Origin of the sequence: Aliidiomarina maris (assembly GCF_003987335.1) — a bacterium.
Classification (GTDB): domain Bacteria; phylum Pseudomonadota; class Gammaproteobacteria; order Enterobacterales; family Alteromonadaceae; genus Aliidiomarina; species Aliidiomarina maris.
The window spans coordinates 50,263-73,079 of sequence record NZ_PIPK01000012.1 but is presented as its reverse complement, the minus strand read 5'-3'; the positions used below and the strand labels follow the sequence as shown (position 1 = coordinate 73,079).

Genomic DNA, 22,817 nt, shown 5'->3' with positions numbered 1-22,817 from the left:
GTTGCAAAATTTGCAGTTGCAAGCGCTCTCAGGCTTTGCAATGATACGCACATATTAAACGCGTGTTTGAAACTTTGTTTGCACGCCGATGTCGATGAATTATTAACCAATTCAGTTACCCTAGGAGGTCGTTGTGAGCGACTATAAAGCGTCATTACAAGACATGAATTTCGTGTTACATGAAGTATTCAATATTGCCGATGACTGGGCGCGCATGCCTGAGTTGCAAGAGATGATGGATGCCGACACAGCGACTGCTATTTTACAGGAAGCGGCCAAGGTAACTGAGGGCTTAATTGCGCCGAATGCGCGTCAAGCTGACGAGCAAGGCGTCAGCTATGCGGATGCAAAAGTCACCACACCAGATGGCTATAAAGAGGCATTTCGTCAATTGGCAGAAGGTGGCTGGGTCGGTGTGACCGCAAGTCCAGAGCTTGGCGGCATGGGTTTACCAAAAATTATTTCTGCACAATACGAAGAAATGATGTGTGCTGCGGATATTTCATTTTCATTGTACCCAGGACTGACTGCTGGCGCCATTATCGCGCTGGATTCTCATGCGAGCGATGAGCTGAAGCAACAGTATATTCCGCGTATGGCATCAGGTGAATGGACCGGCACCATGTGCTTAACCGAGCCGCATGCAGGTACCGATTTAGGTATCATTCGTACCAAAGCAGAGCCTCAGGCGGATGGCAGCTTTGCCATTACCGGCACCAAAATTTTTATCACTGGCGGCGAACATGACCTTACCGACAACATTATCCATTTAGTGCTGGCCAAGCTTCCCGATGCACCTGCTGGCAGCAAGGGTATTTCATTATTCCTGGTGCCTAAAGTGTTAGTGAATGACGATGGGTCATTGGGTCAGCGCAACGCAGTGAGCGCTGGATCGGTAGAGCATAAAATGGGTATTCATGGTTCAGCAACCTGTGTAATGAACTTTGATGGCGCGCAAGGTTGGTTAGTTGGTGAGCCGAATCGCGGTCTTGCAGCCATGTTCACAATGATGAACTACGAGCGTCTAGGTGTGGGTATTCAAGGCTTGGGTGCTGCTGCGCGCTCTTACAGCACGGCATTAGCGTATGCTAAGGATCGTCGCCAGGGTCGTGGCGCGAAAGCAACTCAAGACCCAAATGCGAGTGCCGATCCGCTTATCGTGCATGGCGACATTCGCCGCATGCTGCTGACGATGAAAGCCTTTATTGAAGGCGGCCGAGCGTTTTCCAGCTACGTAGGTCAGCAACTGGACCGTGCGAAATACGCTCAAGATGCGAGTGAACGCGAAGCGGCCGATACCTTAGTGGCATTGTTAACCCCGATTGCTAAAGCCTTTATGACCGATACTGGCTTAGAAAGCACCATTCACGGCCAGCAAATATTAGGTGGCCACGGTTATGTGCGCGAGTGGGGTCAAGAGCAATGGGTACGCGATTGCCGCATTGCACAAATTTACGAAGGCACCAATGGCATTCAGGCACTTGATTTATTGGGGCGTAAAGTCGCAGGTTCACGCGGAGCAATGTTGCAGCCATTGCTTAATGATATTCAAGCCACGTTGCAGCAAGCCGGCCCTGCTTGGTCTGCAGAAAGTGAACAACTTGGCCAAGCGGTCGAGTTGGTGCAACAACTGACAGCGAAGATTCTGAGCCGTGTCGGTGATGATGAAAATATTATCAATAGCCTTGCGGTGGAATACCTGCACTTACTTGGTTATGTCATTTATGCGTACCTTTGGTTACGCATGGCATTGGTTGCCGAAGCAAGTGGCAGCACGGACACGTTCTACGCCGCCAAGGTGAAAACCGCGCGTTTCTACTTTGCTAAAATCTTGCCGCGCATCCACGGTTTGGCTGGTGCAATAGCGGCTGGGTCCGAGAGTTTGTATGCACACGATGAAGGTGACTTCTAGACCTTAAGCCTAAATATACTTTATGATACAAGGCCACCTTCGGGTGGCCTTGCTTTTTTTACTGGCTTAATAGAGGCAGTTCAAACCATGTCAGACAGTATCACAATGTATCAGGTCGATGCGTTCACTCAGCAAGTCTTTGGCGGCAACCCCGCGGCGGTGATGATTTTCGATAAGTGGCCGCAAGAAAGCTTAATGCGTGCCATGGCGATGGAAAATAACTTGTCTGAAACCGCCTATCTGCGCCCAGCCAAAGCCCATGAATTAAACTCGTTCGACTATGAGTTGCGCTGGTTCACCCCAGCCGCTGAAGTTGATTTATGTGGCCACGCGACGCTTGCTAGCGGGCATGTTTTATTCCAACACGTGGGGGTCAGCCAGCAAACAATCCGTTTTAAAACCCGTAGTGGCATGCTAACGGTCACGCAACTGGCGTCTGGGATGTTAGAACTTGATTTCCCAGCCACTGAACTGACATCTGTCAGCGTACCAACCGCTTTGATTGGGGGATTAGGTGTTGAGCCCCAGGAAGTTTGGCTAGGTTTTGATTATATCGCTGTGATGGCGAATGAAGATGAAGTAAGACGCTTAAAGCCAGACATGAAAGCGTTGCGTCAATTGCCAGAGCGAGGAGTGGTGGTCACTGCAAAAGGCACCACCCATGACTTTGTCAGTCGCTGTTTCTTTCCAAAGTTAGAGGTCAATGAAGACCCAGTCACGGGGTCAGCACATTGTCAGTTAGCGCCGTATTGGCAAGCTCAGTTGAACCGCGGTAACGTGCTGACTGGTCAGCAATTATCCACACGGGGAGGGGTGATTGAATGTGAAGTTATCGGTTCAAGGGTTAAGCTGCGCGGCCATGCGGTAACCTATATGACAGCCACCGTGCATTTAGCGTTATAGTGCTAGCGACATCAGCAAGCGGTCTTCTCCGGGGCCAAAGAAGTCTGCCACTATGGTGACTGTGGTAAAGCCAAGTTGCTGATATAAGCCAACTGCAACTTGGTTGTCTGGCGCTACTGTCAATTTGAGCTCGCGCACGCCACGCGCTGAAGCCGATTCGATACACGCTTGGCACAACGCCTTACCAATACCTTTGCCGCGTCCCTCATGTGCAACTAACGCAGCCATAATCCAAGCTTCTTGGGTGTCCTTCCCTGGCCCAATCAACGCATAGCCGAGTAACTGCTGGCCTTCTTTGACCACCCAAAGTGGGGACGGCCACTGGGCTATGGCTTGATAAAACACGCCAGCACTAAATGATTCTTGCGCGTAGTATTCAAATTCAAGGGCTGCAATCGCTGGTATATCGAGCGGGGTGGCTTCGGTCAGTGGGTGCAAAGTGGATAATTTGGGGCTCAAATTTGGTGTGCCTCAACTAACGATCGTAAATAGACAATTCAAATTGATGGCGACCGGCATCCGGGTCTGGCTTGCTTGGTACTGCCTCAATTTTATCAATATATTGCTGGGCAATACCGTGCTCACGCGCGCCTCTGACAACATGCTCTACGTACCAAGTATAGGGTTCGAGTTCATTTTCAGTATCAGTACCTAAATAAGTAAACGCAGTGACCTGGCTGCCGCTTTGGGTGGTAATCCGCACATCTTGTGCGTCATAGCCAAAGCCTTGCCCTTCAATTCTATCAAGGGTGTAACGCTGATCGTCCGGTATGTGATACAATACACCTAAGGTACTGGCGCCATGTTTAGGCACTACAGTGCACTTGGCGGAACCATCATGACTGCGCTTACGAAAACTCATTTCATAGCCGTGTAAGTGAGCGACCCCTAAGCTCCTTGCGCTGGGTACACGGGCCAACAGCCTGCGGCTGGACATATTCGACCCGTAGGCGAAGTAGTACATGGGTAAAGCTCCATATTATTGCATGCTTATGTTCTATTTTAACGAACTATTGTTGCGATTTACAACACACCTTTACACATTACCCTAAATTTTTGCTGCGATTTCAAATGCATATTTTCGAGCTTCATGATCATATGCGTGGCAGGTTAGCATGACTTCGTCCACTGCGGTAGATTCAGCAAACTGCCGGACCTGGCGCTGCACTTGTGCGGCATTACCAACTGCACTGTAACTAAGCGCATGGTTAGCTGCGGCTAAGGCGTAGGGATCACAGTGGGCACGGATATCATCCACAGGCGCTGGCAACAGCCCGGGGTTACCTTGGCGCAAGGCCACAAATTGGAGCTGCATTGAACTCATCATACGGCGCGCATCTTGTTCATGATCCGCAGCAAATACGTTCATCACCGCCATCGCATAAGGCTGTTGCAAGTAACGCGAAGGCTTGAAATTCTGTCGATACTCAGCCAAAGCTTGTTGCAGCATATCTGGGGCAAAGTGCGACGCAAATGCGTAAGGCAAGCCCAAATGCGCTGCGAGTTGCGCACCAAACAGGCTCGAACCTAAAAGCCACACTGGAATCTGCTGTTGATAGCCGGGAATAGCCTTTACTGGGTCTTCTGGTTGCGCTTCGGCAAGGTAACCAAGTAGTTCTTTGACATCGTCAGGGAAGCGCTCTGCATCCGCGGGGTTGCGGCGTAGCGCCCGCAATGTGCGGCCATCGGTGCCCGGCGCCCGACCTAAGCCAATATCAAAGCGGTTCGGGTAGAGTGCGTTGAGTGTCCCGAATTGCTCAGCCACGATATAGGGAGCGTGGTTGGGCAACATGACACCACCCGATCCAAGACGAATATGCTGAGTATGCGCAGCCAAATAACCTAAAGCAACCGTTGTCGCAGCACTGGCGATACCTGGCATGTTGTGATGTTCAGCTAACCAATACCTGTGGTAGCCCAGTGCTTCACAGTGTTGAGCAAGGTCGGCGGAATTTTTAAGTGCTTGAGCCACATCTGTTTGCGCGGTAACCGGCGCTAAGTCTAAAACCGATAGTTTCAAAGTATGCCCTCATTTAGACTTTACCAAACGGTAAAGTTACAACATATCTTTGATATGGCGTCATGCTGCAAAGTTTCAAGGTTCAATAGGTAAAACGCACCGACATATTCGTGAATTCCTAGTCGGGTTGTAACATCAGGCGCTTGACCATTTCTTTGTGCTGCTCAAGCTGTAAGTTCTGCTCAGCAAATAAATAACAGGTTTGTGCACAGCGTATAGCGGCTGCGCGTAACTCGACTGATTCTTGCGCAGCCAAGGCGTGTAAGGCCTTATGCAAACGAATATGCACCTCCAGCGTTTCACCCGCGTCTCTGGCAATGGGAAAAAATTCATCGGCAAGCAAATCATCAATGTTGAGTGGGTGAATCCGTACTTGCGGGCAATGCACTCCTTCATCCGTATAGCTATCAAGGTCTTTCCATGGCGCCAGTACACGCGTATGGCGGGTAATGATGTCAATCGCAGTGCCCGGGTCGTTCACTGCTGGCGACAGCGCGCGTTGCGCCACCTCAGTTAACACGCAGATACCAAAGCGAGGGTCCTGCTCAAACGTGCGTTCGCTCGCGATGGTAATCGCACTGGCTAACGCGCTTTGCTGCTGTTCATCTAAGGCGCACTTAGCCCACTTGCTTGGCATCAATGCGGGTGGTGTAGTCCGCTGGTTCAAAGTGCTCTTCAAAATGGCGTGCGCCTAAGCAAGGGTGCTGACGGCAGAATTGCAATGCCGCACTGGTAGCGTCCTCAACTTTTGCGGAGGTCGAGCCGACACGGCCAAGGACCGTTAGGTGCTCAATCCAGCGAAATATTGCGACCACGATAAACACTATCATTAATAACGTGAACACGAATAATACGAAGCGACCGTTGGCTTGGTAGACCTCAGTTTTGGTGGCGATAAGCCCAACTAAGCTGAACAAAAACGCGCCAATAAAGGTGGCAAGAACGTTCTGGGTGGTAATGTCCTGGCGAATGAGCTTGGTGGCCCGCGGCGTGACATTATTCGTCGCGGCTTGATAGGCGCTGACCATGACGCTTAGCGAGAAGGTAGTGACCATCAGCATGCTCGGCTCCAAAGTGTGGTGGTTAACTGAGCCCAAAGCCACTGCTATTTTGATAACATAGTACATCCCGAATATTTATCTGTGCTGATGAGTATTGCAAATATCAGCAAAAACGCACGCATAACCTGTGCTTTTCCGTGTAACGCTGACGCTGACTGTTGAAGTGAGCGTGTTATCATGGCCTATCTTCTGCCACGCATTCACAGCAGCGGCTTGGTTGCTCATATAGGTGATACATTTATGCGCGTTCTTCATACCTCAGACTGGCATTTAGGCCGGCTTCTTTACGGCCAGAAGCGGCATCACGAATTTGCCGCTTGGCTGCAGTGGTTGCAGCAAACGTTAGTGGCCGAGCAGATTGAGTTACTGCTGATTGCTGGTGATATTTTTGACACCAACACGCCTGGCAACCTTGCGCAGCAGCAGTATTATCAGTTTTTAGCGCGTCTTGTGGACACCAGTTGCCGGCACGTCGTGGTGGTTGGCGGAAATCACGATTCGCCCTCTTTTTTAGATGCCCCAGCAGGGCTGTTAAAAGCCATCAATGTGCATGTGGTTGGCGAAGCGCGGGACAACCCCGCGGACGAAGTGGTCAGCTTGTATCATCAAGGGCAGCTAGAGGCGTTAGTATGCGCGGTGCCCTATTTACGTGAGCGCGACTTGCGTCAAGTCGAGGCGTATGAGCAAGCCGCCGATAAAGACGCCAAAATTCTCCAAGCGATAGCCGCGCATTATCAGGCGACTGCCACTCACGCTGAGCAATTGCGTGGCGAACACGATATTCCAATCATTGGTATGGGCCATCTTTTTGCCACTGGCGGTGCGGTGCAGGAAGGGGACGGTGTGCGTGATTTATATGTTGGCTCCCTTGGGCAGGTGCCAGCGAGCGTATTTCCAGCAGCCTTTGATTACACTGCTTTAGGGCACTTGCACGTCGCGCAGCAAGTGGCGCAGAACCCAACTATTCGCTATTGCGGCGCACCTGTTGCGATGGGGTTTGGCGAAGTGGGTCAGCAAAAGCAGGTACTGCGTATCGACTTTGCTGGCCGCGAACCAAGTATTACGCCAATTGAAGTGCCAGAGTTTCAGGCCAAGGCGCGTATTCGAGGCGACATGCCAAGCATTCTTGCCGAGCTAGATACCCTGGTTCAAGCGCAGCGGTCGGTATGGATTGAAATTGATTATATTGGCGAGGCTGCGGTCAGCGATTTACGCCAGCGTATTGCTGATCACTTAGAGTCGAAAAGTGGTGCTGAGAGCTTAGTGCGTGTGTTGCGGGTGCGTAATCGCCAGTTGCGTCGACAATCGATGCAGCGTGAAATAGGCGAAGACACCTTGGCCCAATTAAGTCTCGAAGATGTTTTCAAACGACGCCTTGCACTCAGTGAGTTAAGCCCAGAGCAGCAGCACCGGATGTGTGAATTGCATCAGGAAGTGGTTCAGCGTCTGCATGAGGAGGATACGCGTGCGGATTCTTAAATTACGCTTATGCAATTTAAACTCGTTAAGTGGCGAGTGGGAGATAGACTTTACCCAACCGGAATACATCAATGAGGGCTTGTTCGCGATCACCGGGCCCACTGGCGCAGGAAAAAGCACTATTTTAGACGCAATTTGTCTCGCTTTATACGGCCAGACACCGCGCCTCGGCCGTATCACCAAAGCGGACAATGACATGATGGCGCGCCATCACGGTGAGTGCTTTGCCGAGGTGTGCTTCGCTACTGACAAAGGCCAGTATCGTGCCTATTGGTATCAACACCGCGCACGTAAATCCGCCGAAGGCAGCTTACAAAATGCGCGCCATGAGCTCTCGGATTTAACCACTGGCGCCATTTTAGAGGAAAAATTAAGCGCGGTGCCGCCAGCGATAGAAGCGCTGAGCGGCCTTGATTTTGGCCGTTTTACGCGCTCCGTTTTACTGGCTCAAGGGCAATTCGCAGCGTTTTTACATGCCGATGATAGCCAGCGCAGCGCACTGCTTGAGCAACTGACGGGTACTGATGTGTATGCGCACATATCAAAGTTAGTATTTGCTACCTACAAACAGCATCAAGAGACTTTGAGTCAGCTTAAGTCGCGGTTAGACGATATTGATCTACTCTCGGCAGAGCAAATTGAACAGGTACGAGCTCAGCAAAGCCGCCAAGAAGCAAGTATCGAAGCGACCGAGCAAGATCTGGCGCGCTGCCAGCAATTACAAGATGCGGTGACTCAGTTGTCGTCGTTACAACACACCCAAGCGCAACTGAACCAACGTGCGCTTGAACTCGAACAGCAACAGCAACAATTTGTGGCTCAACAAACGCTACTGGATGCTGACCGCCAGGTGCGGCCTTATGCTGCTGAATTGCGCCAGTTTGATTATCTACGCCAGCAACAAGACCGAGTTCTCAAGCAGCATGAGCATGCCGCGCAACGGTTAAGCCAGCTTCAACCTGAGCTTGACCAAGCAAAAGTTGCCTATGAGCAGGCGCAGGCCACGCATCAGCAGCAGGTCCACGCGTTCGCTACGATAGAGCCTGAGCTTGATGCTGCGGCAACGCTAGAGCAAAAAATTGATGTTCAAACTCAACGTTTAAACGATTTAGAGCAGCAACGACAAAAACTTGGGCAGTATCAGCAAACCGCCACCCAAACCTTGGCACGTCACCAGCGTATCGAGCAGGACTTAGACACCCAATTGGCCGCTCAGCAGGCTAAATTACAACAAAGTGCTGGCGCTGATTTAGTGGCGCCGTTGGCAGTGCTTGAGCAACATATTGAGCAGCTTACGCAATTGCAAACTCAGCAACGCAAGTTACTCACACAGCAACAACAAAGCAGCCAGCAAGCAGCCGCGATTGCGGCAATGCCGGTCGCAGAAGCACAGCAACAGCAACTTGAAGCGCATCAAAAAGAACTGGGGCGCTTAGGGGAAGCGTTAAACCAGCTAGACAGCCAATGTCAGCGTTTATATGTTGAGCGCAAGTTCGCTGAACAACGTGACGTGCTGGTTAAGGGCGAGCCTTGTCCATTGTGTGGCGCCAATGAGCACCCTCATCTCAAGCATGCCTCTGGGCAACATGCGCAAGACGCAACCAACCAACTCAGCCAGCAGATTAGCCAGCTTGAGCAACAGCGCGCGGCATTAAAACAGCAGCTCAACCAACATCAGCAGAGTCTGCAAGCGCTGAACGTTGAACAAGCCTTGAGCCAATCCGAGCAAGCGCAGCAATTGAACTCAGCACAGCAACGCACAGAAGAACTTGCACAGCAATTGGCAGAGATAAACCACCAAGTAACGAAGCTTGGGGCCTCATGGCAGTCAACAGCAGACCAGTTGGAAGTCGCATTCGAGCCTGCTGCAGACGGCGATGCTGCGGCCATGTTACGCGCACTGCAGCAGTTGCAGCAACTTATGCAACAAGCGCAGCAGGGCTATCAAGCTGCGCATTCGCAATACGAGTGTATCAAGCTGCAGCGTCAAGACAATCAACAACAAATTCAGACGCTAAGCACTCAGCTTTCGACTCAGCAACAGCAAATAACTGAAATAGCTCAGCAAGTGACCGAGTGCCAGCAGGCACTGCAACCACTTAAAGTATTACGCGCCCAATATTTTGACGGTCGCAGTGTCGCCGATGTAAAGGCACAATACCGGGAGCGGTTGCGTGATAGCGAACAAACCCTTGAGCGCGTGCGTCAGGAGTATGAAACAGCGCGCGAACAGCAACGGCAAGTGCAAAGTGAAAGAGATCACCTGCAGCAACGTTTGGCTGAAATTCAACAGGAACTCGACAGCTTAATGCCCGCACTAGAGCAAGCCCAACAGCAGCTTGGTTATAGCAATCACAGTGAAGGCAATTTACACAAGATGCAGTCGGCGCTGCTCGAGCAAGCGCGCTTTGATGCGTTGCAACAGCAAGCTCAGAGCTTGCGCCAACGCGAGATGCATATTCGCGATCAGCAACAACAACTGAGCACGCAGTTACGCGAATGCATGGATAAGCAGCCCAGTGATGCGCAAGGGAATTTGGCGCAACTGCAGCAGCATAAAAGTGAACTAAGTGAGTTGCAGCAAGGCTTGGGGGCTTTGAAACAACGGTTACTACTCGACCAGCAAGCGCGAGAGAAGTCGGCGCACATTGTGGATGAAATCACAGCTCAACAAGCGCTTGTGCAGGATTGGGCTACACTTAATAGCTTGATTGGTTCGCAAGATGGTAAAAATTATCGAAATTTTGCGCAAGGTCTGACGTTTGCCGTTATGATCGCGTATGCCAATGAAAAGCTTGAAAAAATGACTGATCGATACCGATTGATTCACGACCACATGCAAGGTTTGCATGTGAACGTTATGGACGATTATCAGGGTGGTGAAATTCGCACCACGAAGAACTTGTCTGGTGGTGAAAGTTTTTTGGTCAGCCTGGCGTTGGCCCTTGGCATGGCGCAAATGGCCAGCAGTCGGGTACGGGTCGATTCGTTATTTTTAGATGAGGGCTTCGGTACTTTAGATCCAGAAACCTTGGAGGTTGCGCTAGATAGTTTGGCAAGCCTACGTCAAGACGGCAAAATGATTGGCTTAATTTCTCATGTGGGTGCGCTGCAAGAACGCATTCCAACACAATTACAGGTTACACTGGGCTCGGCAGGGCGTTCGCGCTTAAGCGGCCCAGGTGTAAGACAGCTGGCGCGCTGAACCAAAAGCCGACCAGTACAATGGAAACGACACAACAACCACGGAGTCACATTATGTATTTACCCAAGCGGATATTGGGTGTCAGCCTCAGCGCAGCGGCGATTGGCGTGCTGGCAGCGTGTTCGAGCCCTGAGCCTGCACAGACCGTTACCTACCACTGTGGTGCCCAAGCTATTCAGGTCACTCCGGATGGCGATAATATGCGTTTGAGCTATGCAGGTACAACGCATCAGTTACGCCCTATTCAGGCCGCATCAGGCGCACGCTACGTCAACGATGACGAAGAGTTGCAAATAAGCTTTTGGTCCCGTGGTTACGAGGCGCAATTTGAAGTCAATGGTCAAAGCTTCCCCGCGTGCCGACAGGCTGGCGCCGTGATTGAACCATTCAGCGCACAAGGCAATGAACCGTTTTGGTCACTACGCATTGAAGATGGCAGCATGATTTACCATCGCATGGGTGAGGACGAACGTAGTTTTAGCATTGAAGAACAAACGTTAGAGTCCAGCAAAAGCCGGGTGAAGAGTGAGAATGGCGACTTAGTGTTGGAGCTTGACGAGCAACTTTGTCAGGATTCTATGAGTGGCATGTTCTATCCGCAGCAGGCGCAACTTACCTTGCAGGACGGTGAAACCTTGCAAGGTTGCGCTGGTGATACCTTGAGCCTGTTACAAGGTGTCGAATGGCAAGTCACAGGGCTTGATGACAGTGACTATACAGATTACGACGTAACCTTGCGCTTTACCCATGATGAAGAACGCATGCAAGTGGTTGGGCGAGCTGCCTGTAACCGTTATTTTGGCGGTTACGATGTCACTGGCGAGCGCCTTGAAGTCGGTCAGTTAGCCGGCACTAAAATGGCTTGCGAGGGCGATGCCATGCGCGTTGAGTATGAGTTCTTAAATGCGCTAAGCAAGGTGCATGGTTTGCAGCCAGAGCGCAATGAAGACGGCGTATTACAGCTTGAACTACATACCAGCGAAGGTGTGTTGCGTCTTCAGCAGTAGGCCATAGCACGCAGTTTTTATCACGTAAAAGCCCCGAACTTTGCCAGTGCGGGGCTTATTTATTACTGGGCACATTGACTGAGCGCATTTAGCGCGTGCCAAAAATCTTATCACCAGCATCGCCTAAGCCGGGCAGAATATACCCATGTTCATTCAAACACCGGTCTTGGGACGCGGTGTAGATATCGACGTCAGGGCGCGCCTGTTGAACTTTCTCAACCCCCTCAGGGGCCGCAACTAACACCAGCACGCGAATATGCTGACAGCCCTTGGCTTTTAGCATGTCCAACGTCGCAATCATGGAACCACCAGTTGCCAGCATAGGGTCCAGCACAATCGCTAAACGCTCATCCAGGTTGCCGGCAAACTTTTCGAAGTACGACACCGGTTGTAAGCTGGCTTCATCGCGGTATAAGCCCACCACGCTGACTTTCGCGCTTGGGAGCAAACTAAGCACACCGTCTAACATGCCAATACCGGCACGTAAAATAGGCACCACAGTCACTTTCTTGCCCTTAATTTGCTGAATTTCAATCTGCTCATTGTTCCAGCTTTCAATTGTGGTGGGTTCAAGCTCAAAGTCTTTGGTGGCTTCGTAGGTAAGCAAGTTACCCAGCTCGTTGGCGAGTTCACGAAAATGTTTGGTACTAATGTCGGCGCGGCGCATAAGGCCGAGCTTATGCTGCACTAGAGGGTGCTGAATGATATGTAATGCCATAGCGGTGTCCAAGTCATGGTTTGCAGGAAATGGTTTACAAGCAATAAAAAAGGGCAGGAAAACCTGCCCTTAGTTTAGCACGTCTGCGCCTCCTGTGGAGGCGCGCAACAGCGCTTAGTCACCTAATGACAACAAGGTTGCATTACCGCCAACCGCAGTAATGTTGTCAGAGAAGGTTTTCTCCGTCATAAACGCGTACAGGTAGTGTGGTCCGCCAGCTTTCGGGCCAGTGCCTGACAAGCCTTGGCCACCGAATGGCTGCACCCCTACAATCGCACCAATTTGATTGCGGTTGATATATACGTTACCGACATTGATCTTACGTGCGACGTCATAAGCGAAGGTTTCGTTGCGGCTATGAATACCGAAAGTTAAACCAAAGCCTGTGCCGTTAATGTCATCGATGACTTTATCGATGTCTTTGTGCTTGAAGCGAATCACATGCAAGATAGGGCCGAAATTTTCGCGCACTAGCTGGCTGATGCTATCGATTTCAATCGCTGTAGGCGTCACGAACGTACCGCCCTGAGTATACTCAGGCATCGGTGCTTCAGAGATCAATTTACCAGCTTGTTGAATATCAATGATGTGTTGCTCCAACGTGGTCTTGGCAACGCCATCAATCACTGGGCCAACATCTGTTTTGTGGTCGATTGGGTCGCCGACGGTCAGCTCTTTCATCGCCCCTTTAAGCAGTTCAATCACGCGGTCCGCGATGTCATCTTGTACATATAAAACACGCAACGCAGAACAACGTTGACCTGCGCTAGTAAACGCACTGTGGACTACGTCAGTGACAACTTGCTCAGGCAATGCGGTGGAGTCCACCATCATCGCATTTTGACCACCGGTTTCAGCGATCAATGGCACAATTGAGCCACTACGCGCAGCTAGTGCACGGTTAATCGCTTGGGCGGTATTGGTAGAGCCGGTGAAACACACGCCACCAATTTTCTCTTGGCTGACTAAGTAAGCACCGATTTCGCCACCGTTACCCGGTAAGAAGTGCAACACGTCGCCAGGGATACCCGCTTCGTGGGCTAGCTGGATTGCACGGTAGGCAACCAGACCCGTTTGCTCAGCAGGTTTAGCAAGTACACAGTTACCAGTAGCGAGCGCTGCTGTGATCTGGCCTAAGAAAATCGCCAATGGGAAGTTCCACGGGCTAATACATACAAAGGTGCCGCGACCTTGCACAAATAGTTCGTTCTTCTCGCCAGTCGGCCCTGGTAAGGTTTCGCCTTCGCCCATTAATTCGCGGGCTTTAATCGCGTAATAACGACAGAAGTCGACTGCTTCGCGCACTTCATCGATACCATCTTGCAAGCCTTTACCGGCCTCTAGGGTACATAGCGCGATCATTTCATGCAGGTTTTCTTCCAGCAAATCGGCAAGCTTTTCAAGCTTTTGCGCGCGCTCGTCGGCAGACGTGCGGGTCCATGCTGGGAACGCTTTATTCGCAAGCGTCAGCGCTTTTTCAGCCAATTTAGCATCGGCCCAGCCAATGGTGCCCATTTGGTGGGTGGTTTGCTGCGGGCTAGTTACCGCAACCCGATGATCAGCTTCAATCAGTTCGCCGCCCACAATCGGGCCGCCTTGCCAGTGATTATTCTGGAAACTACGAACTTTGGTGAAAAACTCATCACCTTGAGAGTGAATATTCATATTAAGTCCTGAAGAATTTTTGCGTGGTGCCAAAATTTCAAGTGGCAGCGGGATCTTGTCGTTATGCAAGCACGGCTTTTTGCTTAAATTGCTCAGCGGATGCTCAACTAAGTCGTCGACTGGTACGTTCGGGTCAAGTAACTTGTGCACGAATGAACTGTTGGCACCGTTTTCGAGTAACCGACGCACTAAGTAGGGCAGTAAGTCTTTGTGCGCGCCGACTGGCGCATAAATACGCACTGTGCGGCCTGGCTCGTTCTTAAGCACGGTGTTGTACAAGTCTTTACCCATACCATGTAAGCGTTGGAACTCATAGCGACGACCTGCAGCCATATCTTGAATCGCGACAATGGTTTGTGCGTTATGGGTTGCAAACTGCGGGTACAAACGACCTTCGGTTTCGTCGCTTAGCATGTAGCGTGCACAAGCAATGTAGGACACATCGGTGCTCGCTTTACGGGTAAATACCGGGTAGCCGTCTAAGCCCAGCTGCTGTGACAATTTAACTTCACTGTCCCAATAGGCACCTTTGACTAAGCGAATTGGAATTTCATCGCCAACTTCTTTAGCCAACGCGTTCAGCCAAACCAACACTGGTAACGCACGTTTTGAATAGGCTTGGACAACCAAACCGAAACGCGGCCAGTCTTTACACACGCCCGTACGATATACACGTTCAAACAGCTCTAACGACAGTTCAAGGCGGTCCATCTCTTCGGCGTCAATGGTGACACCGACATCGGCTTGCTGAGCTAATTTGATGAGCTCTAACAGGTCAGTGGCCAGCTCATCCATAATACGGTCATGATGTGACGCTTCGTATCTTGGGTGCAACGCTGACAGTTTGATTGAAATGGTGGGGCGCGGCACGTTCTCTTCGTTGTTGAACTTTTCTTTCGCGATCTTGGTAATCGAGTCAACGTATGCCGTGTGGTAGCGCTTCGCATCTTTCATCGTCAGTGCGGCTTCACCCAACATATCATAAGCATGGGTATAGCCAATATCACGGTTCTTACGGCTATTTTTCAGTGCTTCTTCAATGGTGCGGCCTAGCACGAACTGCTTACCCATCAGCTCCATGGCGTGGTAGGTTGCATGGCGCACCACAGGCTCACCCATGCGCTTGATCAAACGACGAAAACGCGACACAGCGCTGTCTTCTTCGCGGCCTTTGGGGTTAATCAGTTCGTTGGTTAAATTCAGCGCCCAAGTGCCTGAGTTCACCAAGATAGATTCACTTTTCTTGAGGTAGTTCTTCCATGCACCACCGGATAACTTGTCGCGGATAAGCGCATCGGCGGTAGCGCCGTCTGGAATACGCAGCAGTGCTTCAGCCAAACACATCAACACAATGCCTTCTTGTGTGTCTAAGCTGTACTGCTGTAAAAACGCGTCAACACTTTCGCCACGGCCAGCGTCTTTACGCACCTGCTTGACCAGCTCCCGCGCATGCTGGGTTTGCTTGTCGATGGTGGCTTGATCGCCTGGAACCAGTTGAATCAGTTCTTTTAGATAGCTTTCTTCGTCCACTATGTAATTAGCGGAAATAGCTTTCCAAAGCTCATCCAGCTGACTCGCTTCGTAGCGTGTCTCTAGCACCTTACTCGCTTTGAACATTACGTCTCCTGTCAAACTCAGCCGAATTGTGTCGGCGCCAATATCGCCGCCAGTATATGTGTATTTTTAATCCGGTAAAGCCCATTGTGGTCTAAGCAGATTAAAAAAGTTGAGGCCACCTTGAATTGCGATAAACAACATCTTTTGGCATCCCGATTGAAAACGGCTTGAGCCTTCGTCTTTCAGGGCATAAGCTTGGCAACAACTTGTCATGCATTACTGATACGGAACTCATATGACCGAACAACTTTCGGCGACTGAAAGCGAACTAAAGTTCACTCTACGCGAAGCTGACGTTGAAGCCCTGCTTAGTTTTTTAGACCAGCACAGCCAACCTCAGCCCACATTGCACCTGAGCAATGCGTATTTTGATACTCCAAGCGGCGACTTACACCGTTTGAAGATAGGCTGTCGTACTCGGCGTTGGCGCGATAGTGACGGTGAGCAGGCTGAGCAAACGATTAAATTAGCTGGCAGCGTGGTCAACGGTTTGCATCAACGCCCTGAATACAATCTCCCTCAAGAAAAGCAGGAAAACCCAGATTTAACAAGGTTTGATAGCCAAATTTGGCCATCCGAGCTTGATGTAACAGCGGTAAATAAAGCCCTCATGCGGATGTTCAAGGTCGATTTTGAGCGCCGGCGCTGGCACTGGCTGTGGTCGAATTCAGAACAGCATAGCAATTTGGAAATTGTGCTTGATCAAGGGTTTATCTTAGCTGGTGGTGAGCAGGAACGGATCTTTGAAGTCGAGATAGAGCTCCTTGATGGCGCTATCGACGGGCTCTTTGCAGTAGCAAAAATACTTTCTACTCAGTTTAACCTGACTGAGTGCAATGAAAGTAAAGCTCAACGTGGCTTTGCACTCGCTGCTCGTACGGCATCACCACGTCACTAATCGTCATTTCATCACGGGAGTCACCATGCTGAAGTTTGCGCCGCGTCATACTGACTACCAACAGCTACCCGAGCCAATGAAACAATTGGCGCAGCAGCGTTGGCAACAATTTATTGAACAGCACGAACCTGCGCCACAACGTCAGCAAACCCTTGCCGCTTGGCTACCTTGGACGATGGCTATCAGTGATTTTGTTTGTAAAGTCGTGATGCGCTATGGCGAACAAGCATTAGAACCTATGTTTCGGCGTCAGCCCGGCAGCCACAAAGCGGCGCTGGCGACGCAACTGGCACCGTGCGGTGACAGCGAAGTCCAAGTTATGCACGCGTTACGCCGCTATCGTCAAATTGAAATGGCACGGTTAGCTACCCAGGATCTCATGGGAGAGCTGACCGTTCCGGATTTTCTCGCTGCAAACTCAAGCCTTGCGGATGCATTGATAGAAGCTGCCGCTGAGTGGGCAGCAAAATCTCAGCAAGCCCGCTACGGGCAGGCTTTCGATAGTCAAGGCGAGGTAATGCCCTTGGTGGTGATAGCCATGGGTAAGCTCGGTGGTGAGGAGCTTAATTTCTCCTCCGATATTGACCTTATTTTTTGTTTTGAACATGGAGGGCAAACCCAAGGTGGGCGGCAGTCGATTGAGCATAGTGTGTTCTTCACGCGGGTCGGCCAAACCCTGATTAAGTTGCTGGGCCAGCAAACCATCGACGGCCAAGTCTTTCGCGTGGACATGCGCTTGCGCCCATTTGGTCAGTCAGGTCCCATGGCGGTGAGTTTTGCGGCACTTGAAGATTACTACCAGGAGCAGGGGCGCAACTGGGAACGTTACGCTATGGTCAAAGCGCGCTATCTGAATGCGACACCTGAGCTCGAGCAGCAGTTATTTAGCATGCTGCGCCCTTTTGTATACCGACGTTATATCGACTACAGCGCAATTGAAGCGCTGCGCAAAATGAAACTCTTGATTAACCAAGAAGCTCGACGCCGCGGTGTCGCCGATAATATCAAGCTCGGCTTAGGCGGTATTCGTGAAATTGAGTTTATCGCGCAAACCTTTCAGTTAATTCGCGGCGGCCGTGAGCGCGACTTACAGACGCGGTCATTGATTAAAGCCTTGCACGTGTGCGAAAAATTGCAGCTGCTGAGTAACGCTGATGTCAGTCGCCTGCATGAAGCCTACATGACCCTTAGAAAAGTCGAGCATGTGCTGCAGCAACTCAATGACGAGCAAACCCAGACCTTACCTCAAGATGAAGACACTCAGTTACGAGTGGCATTAGCCTGTGGCTTTGAGACCTTCGAATTATGCCAGCAGCGCATCGCAGCACATATGCAAGAGGTGCATCGTCAGTTTCTTAATGTGGTGGGCAGTGAGGAAGAGCTCCAAACTGAAAACGACAGCGCATTATCGATTTTATGGCAGGACTTACTCGATGACGCCACAGCCCTCGACGTGCTGAAAGAGGCAGGGGTAGGTGCTGACCACGCCGGCGACTGGTGGCAAGCGATTCAATTATGTCGTCAGCAGGTGCGCAAACGCAGCCCAGGCACTCGAGGACGAGAGTTATTAGCCACATTGGTTCCGCGTATTGTTGAATATGCTGCGCAAGGCGCCGTCGCAGTTGAAAGTTTGCAGCGTGCATTTGCTGTGGTGCAAACCATTGCATCACGGACGGCTTACCTTGATTTACTGGTGAATAATGCCGGTGCGTTACGCCAATTATTAGTGCTGTGCCATGCCAGCCCTTGGATAGCACACCAGATTGAGCGTTACCCACACCTTCTCGATGAGCTGATAGATCCGCAGCAACTTTATAATTTACCGGAATTAACCAGTTACCGTGCACAAGTACAAGAGTTTTTAAATCGTATTCCTCTGGATGAGATGGAAGCGCAAATGGAAGCACTGCGCCAGGTTAAGCAAAGCTTCCAATTAAAAGTAGCGGCAGCCGATGTGGCTGATGGCGTGGCCCTGATGCGAGTCAGCGACCACCTGACCTTCTTGGCGGAGGCGGTCATTGAACAAGTGGTTGCGATGGCGTGGCAGCAACTGACCGACCGTCACGGCGCGCCACCTGGCCGGGATTTACATAATTCAGGCTTTGCGGTGATTGGATATGGCAAGTTAGGCGGCATTGAATTGGGTTACGGCTCCGATCTCGACTTAGTGTTTGTGTGCGATGACATTCAAGACACCCAAACCCAGGGTGAGCGCCCGATTGATAGTCAGCAATTTTATCTGCGCCTTGCGCAGCGCGTGCTGCATTTGTTTACTACGCGCACGTTGAGCGGCGTCTTGTACGACGTGGATATGCGGCTACGCCCATCGGGCAATGCTGGTTTGATGGTGATTCAGTTATCCACCTACGACGACTATTTAGGTCGCGAAGCATGGACCTGGGAACTGCAAGCCTTGGTGCGCGCGCGTATGGTGTTTGGCCACGAGCACATGCATCGTCGCTTTGAACAGATTCGCCGGCGTCATTTGGCCCAGCCTCGCGACCTTGATGCTTTGCGCCACGACATCGTGTCCATGCGTGAAAAAATGCGTCAACACTTACTGAAGCGCAGTGCACAGGGGGTTGATATCAAGCAAATGCCCGGGGGCATGACGGATATTGAATTTCTGACCCAGTATCTGGTGCTTGCCCACGCGGATAAGTACCCACAGCTTTGCACATATACCGATAATGTGCGCATATTGGAGCACGCAGAAAAGGCGGGGTTATTGAATCAAGCTCAGTTGGCTGTGCTGATTGATAACTACAAATTGTTACGCGCTAAGAATCACCGCTTATCGTTAGCTGAACAACAAGGCATTAGTCACGATGACCTAAGTGCAAACGCTGAGCAAGTGCTCAGCGTTTGGCAAGTGTTACTTGGGAGCGCAACGGTCAATAAAGCTGGCGCAGAGGCAGCGAAATAGGGCGCGCAGCGCGACCTTTAGTCTAAATCTGCGTAATAATCAGGCATGTCTTCGCTGGGGCGAGTTTTGTAACGCCGATGCATCCACATATACAGGTCAGGCTGCATAGCAACCGCTTTTTCAACCTCGCGATTAACCCGGCAAGCGTCTTCGTACACGTCCCCGCTTGGGATCGGCGCTTGTGGCGGGTAAAAGTAAATGCAATAGCCTTGATCGTTCGGTAAGCGTTTAAGCACACTGACTAATGTGGTGGCATTCTTGACGTTGGCGAATAAGCTAGTGCCTTGAGTGGTGCACGCATCGGGCACCGCAAACAACGGCGCAAACACCGCACGGTGACGGCCGTAGTCTTGGTCGGGCAGGTAACCTGCCATTTCTCCCTCGCGCAGTGCGCTCACCATAGCGCGCACGTCCTTACGGTCAATCATATATTTGTTCGACCGGCTACGGCCTTTGGTCTGAATGTATTCCATCACGGCGTTATTGTGCGGCCGGTAAAGGCCCACTGAGCTATGGAACATGCCGGCTACGCGAACATGCACTTCCAGATTCAAAAAATGGAATAGCAGCACAAATAAGCCTTTACCCGCTTTTTGATTGGCAATTACATGCTCTTCGCCTTCAATTTTAATTAACCGTTTCAGGCGCCAGTTTGGCCACCACCAAGCGATGCCAGTTTCAAACAGCGCCATGCCAGCATTGGCAAAATTACGCTTCAATAGTGCTTCACGCTCCTTTTCAGGCATGTCTGGGAAGGACAATGTCAACGTGCGACGCGCTACTTTAGTGCGCTTTGGCACAGCTTTCATCAGTAAGCGGCCAATGCCCCGGCCTAACAGCATTTGTAGGCGATAGGGCAGCCACGACAGCAAGTACAAAAAGCCTACCAAAGCCCATGTGGGCCAAAACTTCGGCAATAACATCTGGCGCTGAAATTGAGGTGCGTGTAAAGCACCTTTTTGCTTCGCTGCCGTGGCTTCAGACGTTGATTTCGATTCAGTCATGAACACTCGTTTAGATAAATAACCAAAGTAAAATGATACCAAGAATCACACGATATGCGACAAAGGGTTGCATACCGATTTTGCGAATGAACACTAAGAAGTAGTGAATACACAGGTAAGCACTGACACCAGCCACCACTGCACCAAGCAATATAGCCAGCCAGTCCACTTCGACGTCGGCGCGCACCAAGCCTAATGTTTCATAGCCACCAGCGAGTGCAATCACCGGAATAGACAGTAAGAATGAAAAGCGCGCGGCAGCTTCACGGCTGAGGCCCAGAAATAGCGCGGCGGTAATGGTAATGCCCGAGCGCGACGTGCCAGGAATTAATGCGAGTGCTTGAGCAAGCGCTATCCAAAGTACATCCGTACGCGACATTTGGTATTCGGTTTTGTTGCCGCGATGCTTCCAATCCGCAACGCCGAGCAAGATACCAAAACCAATCAGGCCGAGGGCGACTACAATCGGTGAGCGTAAGGTTTGGCTAATGAAGTCGTTAAATAACACGCCAGCTAAACCAACAGGGATAGTGGCAAGAATCACTGCCCAAGCCAATTTACCGTCTTCGCTTAAACGCCGATGCTTGAGTGAATCTATCCACGCCAGCAACATGCGCGCAATTTCCTGGCGAAAATACAAAATAACCGCGGCTAAACTACCAATATGCAGCGCGACGTCAAAAGCTAACCCTTGATCATCCCATGCAGTGAAAACCGGAATTAAAAGTAGATGAGCTGAGCTCGAAACCGGCAGAAACTCAGTTAAACCTTGAATTAATGCCAATACAATAATTTGAATAAAGTCCATAACGGGGTCCGTGACTGGCTGTCGATACAATTACAAAAAAAGGTGCCCGAAGGCACCTTTTGTCGGCGCTACCTAGCAGGCAGCCTTAGTCCTGCTCAGCAGGTGCTGGGCGCAAAGCGTCATTGATTGCAAACAATGCGTCTTCGCTGATAGTACCAGCCGCTTGCTGCAAATTAAGAATGCCTTGAATGTAAGAATAACGTGCTTCCGATAAATTACGGCGTGCGTTAAACAGGTTACGTGTACTGTCGAGTACGTCGACAATAGTACGTGTCCCAACTTCAAAGCCAGCTTGGGTTGCATTTAATGCGCTCTCAGCTGAGACAACGGCTTGTTCCAGCGCCGCAATAGTAGAGATATTCGCAACTACGTCAAGGTAATTAGAGCGCACGCGACGCTCGACCGCACGACGGTTTTCTTCTAGCGTTTGGCTCACCGCCACATAATCGTTACGTGCTTGTTCAGTGCTAGCGACGGTGCGACCACCACTAAATAAAGGCACCACTAACTGAAGACCAACTTGGCTTTGGTCTAAACCGCTAAAGCTACGATCACCAAAGTCAACGTCACGATTTCCGTAGCTCGCGCTCAAGCTCACTGTTGGGTAGTGTCCACTGCGGGCCAGTTCAATACGCTGATCAGCTATTTCAAGCCCGCTGCGACTAATTAAAAGCTCAAGGTTGCGCTCATAAGCAACATTCACCCACTCACGCGCAGTGCTCGGGTCTGGCGTGACCGGCTCGAACATGTCAGTGTTCAGAACATGAATGTTTTGATGTGACCGTCCGGTTATTTCGCGCAATGCTTCATAGGCAATTTCTACCGCATTTTGTGCCTGAATTTCACGGGCGACTGCTTGGTCAAATTGCGCTTGCGCTTCATGCACGTCGGTCACCGCAGTTAAACCGACAGAAAAGCGCTGGCGTGTTTGGTCAAGCTGGCGCTCAATAGCACGTTTTTCTGCACGGGCAAATTCAAGACTATCCATTGCCAAAAGCACGTTAAAGTAGGCGTCTGTAACACGTAGCATTAATTGTTGGCGAGTTAGCAAGTAGTTGACTTCTTGCTGATAGGCTTGCTTTTCAACAATGCCGGTCGCGCGCCATGTACCTAAATTAAATACTTGTTGGCTCAGGTTAAGCTCGCGGTTCCAGGTTCTGGTGCTGGTGGTGTTACTGGTAATCAAATCGGGGTCGGTTGGAACTGTTGTTGCTGAAGGGGTGCCTTCAGAGCGGTTATAACTATAACCCGTGCGAAAGTCGATTTGCGGAAACCAGTCGGCACGAGATACATCAATAGCCGAGCGAGCGGCGTCGCGTTCAGCGGCGGCACGTAATAATTGCGGATCGTTTTCTAACGCCATACGATAAATATCGGTTAAGTCTGTGGCGTTAGCTGTCAAACTGGAGAAGCCTAAGCTGAAGCCTAGGGCGAGTGACAGAAGTTTGATTTTCATCGATCGTTTCCTTCACAGTATTGGGAGAACTACGTCATTATTATTGCTGTAGAATCTGTGACCCATGTTAGCGCGTTTAACTCTAAAAGCGTATGCTAAAACGCAAATTTTAAGACCGCGCAAGTGTAACAGAATGTT

The 22,817-nt window shown here is 50.7% G+C and carries 17 protein-coding genes; 7 read left to right on the top strand and 10 right to left on the bottom strand.

Annotation, left to right across the window (positions count from 1 at the left end; genetic code table 11):
• The first annotated feature begins 133 nt into the window (after nt 1–133).
• Together CWE07_RS11785 and CWE07_RS11780 are read left to right on the top strand one after the other, a co-directional pair.
• Nucleotides 134–1,912, top strand: coding sequence for an acyl-CoA dehydrogenase C-terminal domain-containing protein (locus CWE07_RS11785; RefSeq protein ID WP_111569960.1), 1,779 nt, complete (start codon nt 134–136; stop codon nt 1,910–1,912).
• Between the two features lie 87 nt (nt 1,913–1,999).
• Nucleotides 2,000–2,815, top strand: coding sequence for a PhzF family phenazine biosynthesis protein (locus CWE07_RS11780; RefSeq protein WP_111569961.1), 816 nt, complete (start codon nt 2,000–2,002; stop codon nt 2,813–2,815).
• Here CWE07_RS11780 and CWE07_RS11775 read toward each other — a convergent pair.
• The 5 genes from CWE07_RS11775 to CWE07_RS14595 all read right to left on the bottom strand — a co-directional run bounded on the left by CWE07_RS11775 (nt 2,810) and on the right by CWE07_RS14595 (nt 5,896).
• Nucleotides 2,810–3,274, bottom strand: a complete 465-nt coding sequence (locus CWE07_RS11775) for a GNAT family N-acetyltransferase (RefSeq protein ID WP_111569962.1) — start codon at nt 3,272–3,274, stop codon at nt 2,810–2,812. The genes CWE07_RS11780 and CWE07_RS11775 overlap by 6 nt on opposite strands.
• A 16-nt stretch (nt 3,275–3,290) precedes the next feature.
• Nucleotides 3,291–3,779: a gamma-glutamylcyclotransferase family protein gene (locus CWE07_RS11770; RefSeq protein WP_111569963.1), complete on the bottom strand. Its 489-nt coding sequence runs from the start codon at nt 3,777–3,779 to the stop codon at nt 3,291–3,293.
• Between the two features lie 84 nt (nt 3,780–3,863).
• Nucleotides 3,864–4,835, bottom strand: a complete 972-nt coding sequence (locus CWE07_RS11765) for an LLM class flavin-dependent oxidoreductase (RefSeq protein ID WP_111569964.1) — start codon at nt 4,833–4,835, stop codon at nt 3,864–3,866.
• Nucleotides 4,836–4,953: 118 nt separating this feature from the next.
• Nucleotides 4,954–5,502, bottom strand: a complete 549-nt coding sequence (locus CWE07_RS14600; RefSeq protein ID WP_126819007.1) for a DUF2254 family protein — start codon at nt 5,500–5,502, stop codon at nt 4,954–4,956.
• Nucleotides 5,453–5,896: a DUF2254 family protein gene (locus CWE07_RS14595; RefSeq protein WP_157983270.1), complete on the bottom strand. Its 444-nt coding sequence runs from the start codon at nt 5,894–5,896 to the stop codon at nt 5,453–5,455. The genes CWE07_RS14600 and CWE07_RS14595 overlap by 50 nt, the downstream gene beginning before the upstream one ends.
• A 240-nt stretch (nt 5,897–6,136) precedes the next feature.
• On the opposite strand from CWE07_RS14595, the gene CWE07_RS11750 reads away from it, so the two are divergent.
• The 3 genes from CWE07_RS11750 to CWE07_RS11740 are packed head-to-tail and all read left to right on the top strand — an operon-like array spanning nt 6,137 to nt 11,587.
• The gene (locus CWE07_RS11750) at nt 6,137–7,375 is read left to right on the top strand and encodes an exonuclease SbcCD subunit D C-terminal domain-containing protein (RefSeq protein ID WP_111570033.1); all 1,239 of its coding nucleotides are present in this window, start codon (nt 6,137–6,139) and stop codon (nt 7,373–7,375) included.
• Nucleotides 7,362–10,580 (top strand): AAA family ATPase, encoded by a 3,219-nt coding sequence (locus CWE07_RS11745; RefSeq protein ID WP_181452286.1) that lies wholly within the window; start codon nt 7,362–7,364, stop codon nt 10,578–10,580. The genes CWE07_RS11750 and CWE07_RS11745 overlap by 14 nt, the downstream gene beginning before the upstream one ends.
• A 53-nt stretch (nt 10,581–10,633) precedes the next feature.
• Complete coding sequence (locus CWE07_RS11740; RefSeq protein WP_181452287.1) at nt 10,634–11,587, top strand: META domain-containing protein; 954 nt, start codon at nt 10,634–10,636, stop codon at nt 11,585–11,587.
• 88 nt (nt 11,588–11,675) lie between these two features.
• Here the strand turns inward: CWE07_RS11740 and upp are convergent, their stop codons facing one another.
• Together upp and putA are read right to left on the bottom strand one after the other, a co-directional pair.
• A complete protein-coding gene (gene upp, locus CWE07_RS11735; RefSeq protein ID WP_111569969.1) occupies nt 11,676–12,305 on the bottom strand; it encodes a uracil phosphoribosyltransferase in 630 nt (209 codons plus the stop codon).
• A gap of 114 nt (nt 12,306–12,419) precedes the next feature.
• Nucleotides 12,420–15,587, bottom strand: coding sequence for a bifunctional proline dehydrogenase/L-glutamate gamma-semialdehyde dehydrogenase PutA (gene putA / locus CWE07_RS11730; RefSeq protein ID WP_111569970.1), 3,168 nt, complete (start codon nt 15,585–15,587; stop codon nt 12,420–12,422).
• Between the two features lie 235 nt (nt 15,588–15,822).
• On the opposite strand from putA, the gene CWE07_RS11725 reads away from it, so the two are divergent.
• Complete coding sequence (locus CWE07_RS11725; RefSeq protein ID WP_111569971.1) at nt 15,823–16,485, top strand: CYTH domain-containing protein; 663 nt, start codon at nt 15,823–15,825, stop codon at nt 16,483–16,485.
• 25 nt (nt 16,486–16,510) lie between these two features.
• Nucleotides 16,511–19,411, top strand: coding sequence for a bifunctional [glutamate--ammonia ligase]-adenylyl-L-tyrosine phosphorylase/[glutamate--ammonia-ligase] adenylyltransferase (glnE, locus tag CWE07_RS11720; RefSeq protein WP_157983269.1), 2,901 nt, complete (start codon nt 16,511–16,513; stop codon nt 19,409–19,411).
• A 17-nt stretch (nt 19,412–19,428) separates the two neighbouring features.
• Here glnE and lpxL read toward each other — a convergent pair whose 3' ends face one another.
• From lpxL to tolC, 3 genes are all read right to left on the bottom strand, one after another.
• Nucleotides 19,429–20,415 (bottom strand): LpxL/LpxP family Kdo(2)-lipid IV(A) lauroyl/palmitoleoyl acyltransferase, encoded by a 987-nt coding sequence (gene lpxL / locus CWE07_RS11715; protein ID WP_111569973.1) that lies wholly within the window; start codon nt 20,413–20,415, stop codon nt 19,429–19,431.
• Between the two features lie 10 nt (nt 20,416–20,425).
• Complete coding sequence (locus tag CWE07_RS11710) at nt 20,426–21,223, bottom strand: undecaprenyl-diphosphate phosphatase (RefSeq protein ID WP_111569974.1); 798 nt, start codon at nt 21,221–21,223, stop codon at nt 20,426–20,428.
• A gap of 85 nt (nt 21,224–21,308) precedes the next feature.
• On the bottom strand, nt 21,309–22,679 hold the full coding sequence (gene tolC / locus CWE07_RS11705) for an outer membrane channel protein TolC (protein WP_111569975.1): 1,371 nt from the start codon (nt 22,677–22,679) through the stop codon (nt 21,309–21,311).
• Nucleotides 22,680–22,817 lie beyond the last annotated feature (138 nt).

Bases quoted from the DNA above. Each gene is read 5' to 3' on its own strand.
- upp (WP_111569969.1), bottom strand. From the start codon at position 12,305: ATGGCATTACATATCATTCAGCACCCTCTAGTGCAGCATAAGCTCGGC.
- putA (WP_111569970.1), bottom strand. From the start codon at position 15,587: ATGTTCAAAGCGAGTAAGGTGCTAGAGACACGCTACGAAGCGAGTCAG.
- CWE07_RS11710 (WP_111569974.1), bottom strand. From the start codon at position 21,223: ATGGACTTTATTCAAATTATTGTATTGGCATTAATTCAAGGTTTAACT.
- glnE (WP_157983269.1), top strand. From the start codon at position 16,511: ATGCTGAAGTTTGCGCCGCGTCATACTGACTACCAACAGCTACCCGAG.
- CWE07_RS11725 (WP_111569971.1), top strand. From the start codon at position 15,823: ATGACCGAACAACTTTCGGCGACTGAAAGCGAACTAAAGTTCACTCTA.
- CWE07_RS11780 (WP_111569961.1), top strand. From the start codon at position 2,000: ATGTCAGACAGTATCACAATGTATCAGGTCGATGCGTTCACTCAGCAA.
- CWE07_RS11750 (WP_111570033.1), top strand. From the start codon at position 6,137: ATGCGCGTTCTTCATACCTCAGACTGGCATTTAGGCCGGCTTCTTTAC.
- tolC (WP_111569975.1), bottom strand. From the start codon at position 22,679: ATGAAAATCAAACTTCTGTCACTCGCCCTAGGCTTCAGCTTAGGCTTC.
- CWE07_RS11770 (WP_111569963.1), bottom strand. From the start codon at position 3,779: ATGTACTACTTCGCCTACGGGTCGAATATGTCCAGCCGCAGGCTGTTG.
- CWE07_RS11740 (WP_181452287.1), top strand. From the start codon at position 10,634: ATGTATTTACCCAAGCGGATATTGGGTGTCAGCCTCAGCGCAGCGGCG.
- lpxL (WP_111569973.1), bottom strand. From the start codon at position 20,415: ATGACTGAATCGAAATCAACGTCTGAAGCCACGGCAGCGAAGCAAAAA.
- CWE07_RS14595 (WP_157983270.1), bottom strand. From the start codon at position 5,896: ATGCTGATGGTCACTACCTTCTCGCTAAGCGTCATGGTCAGCGCCTAT.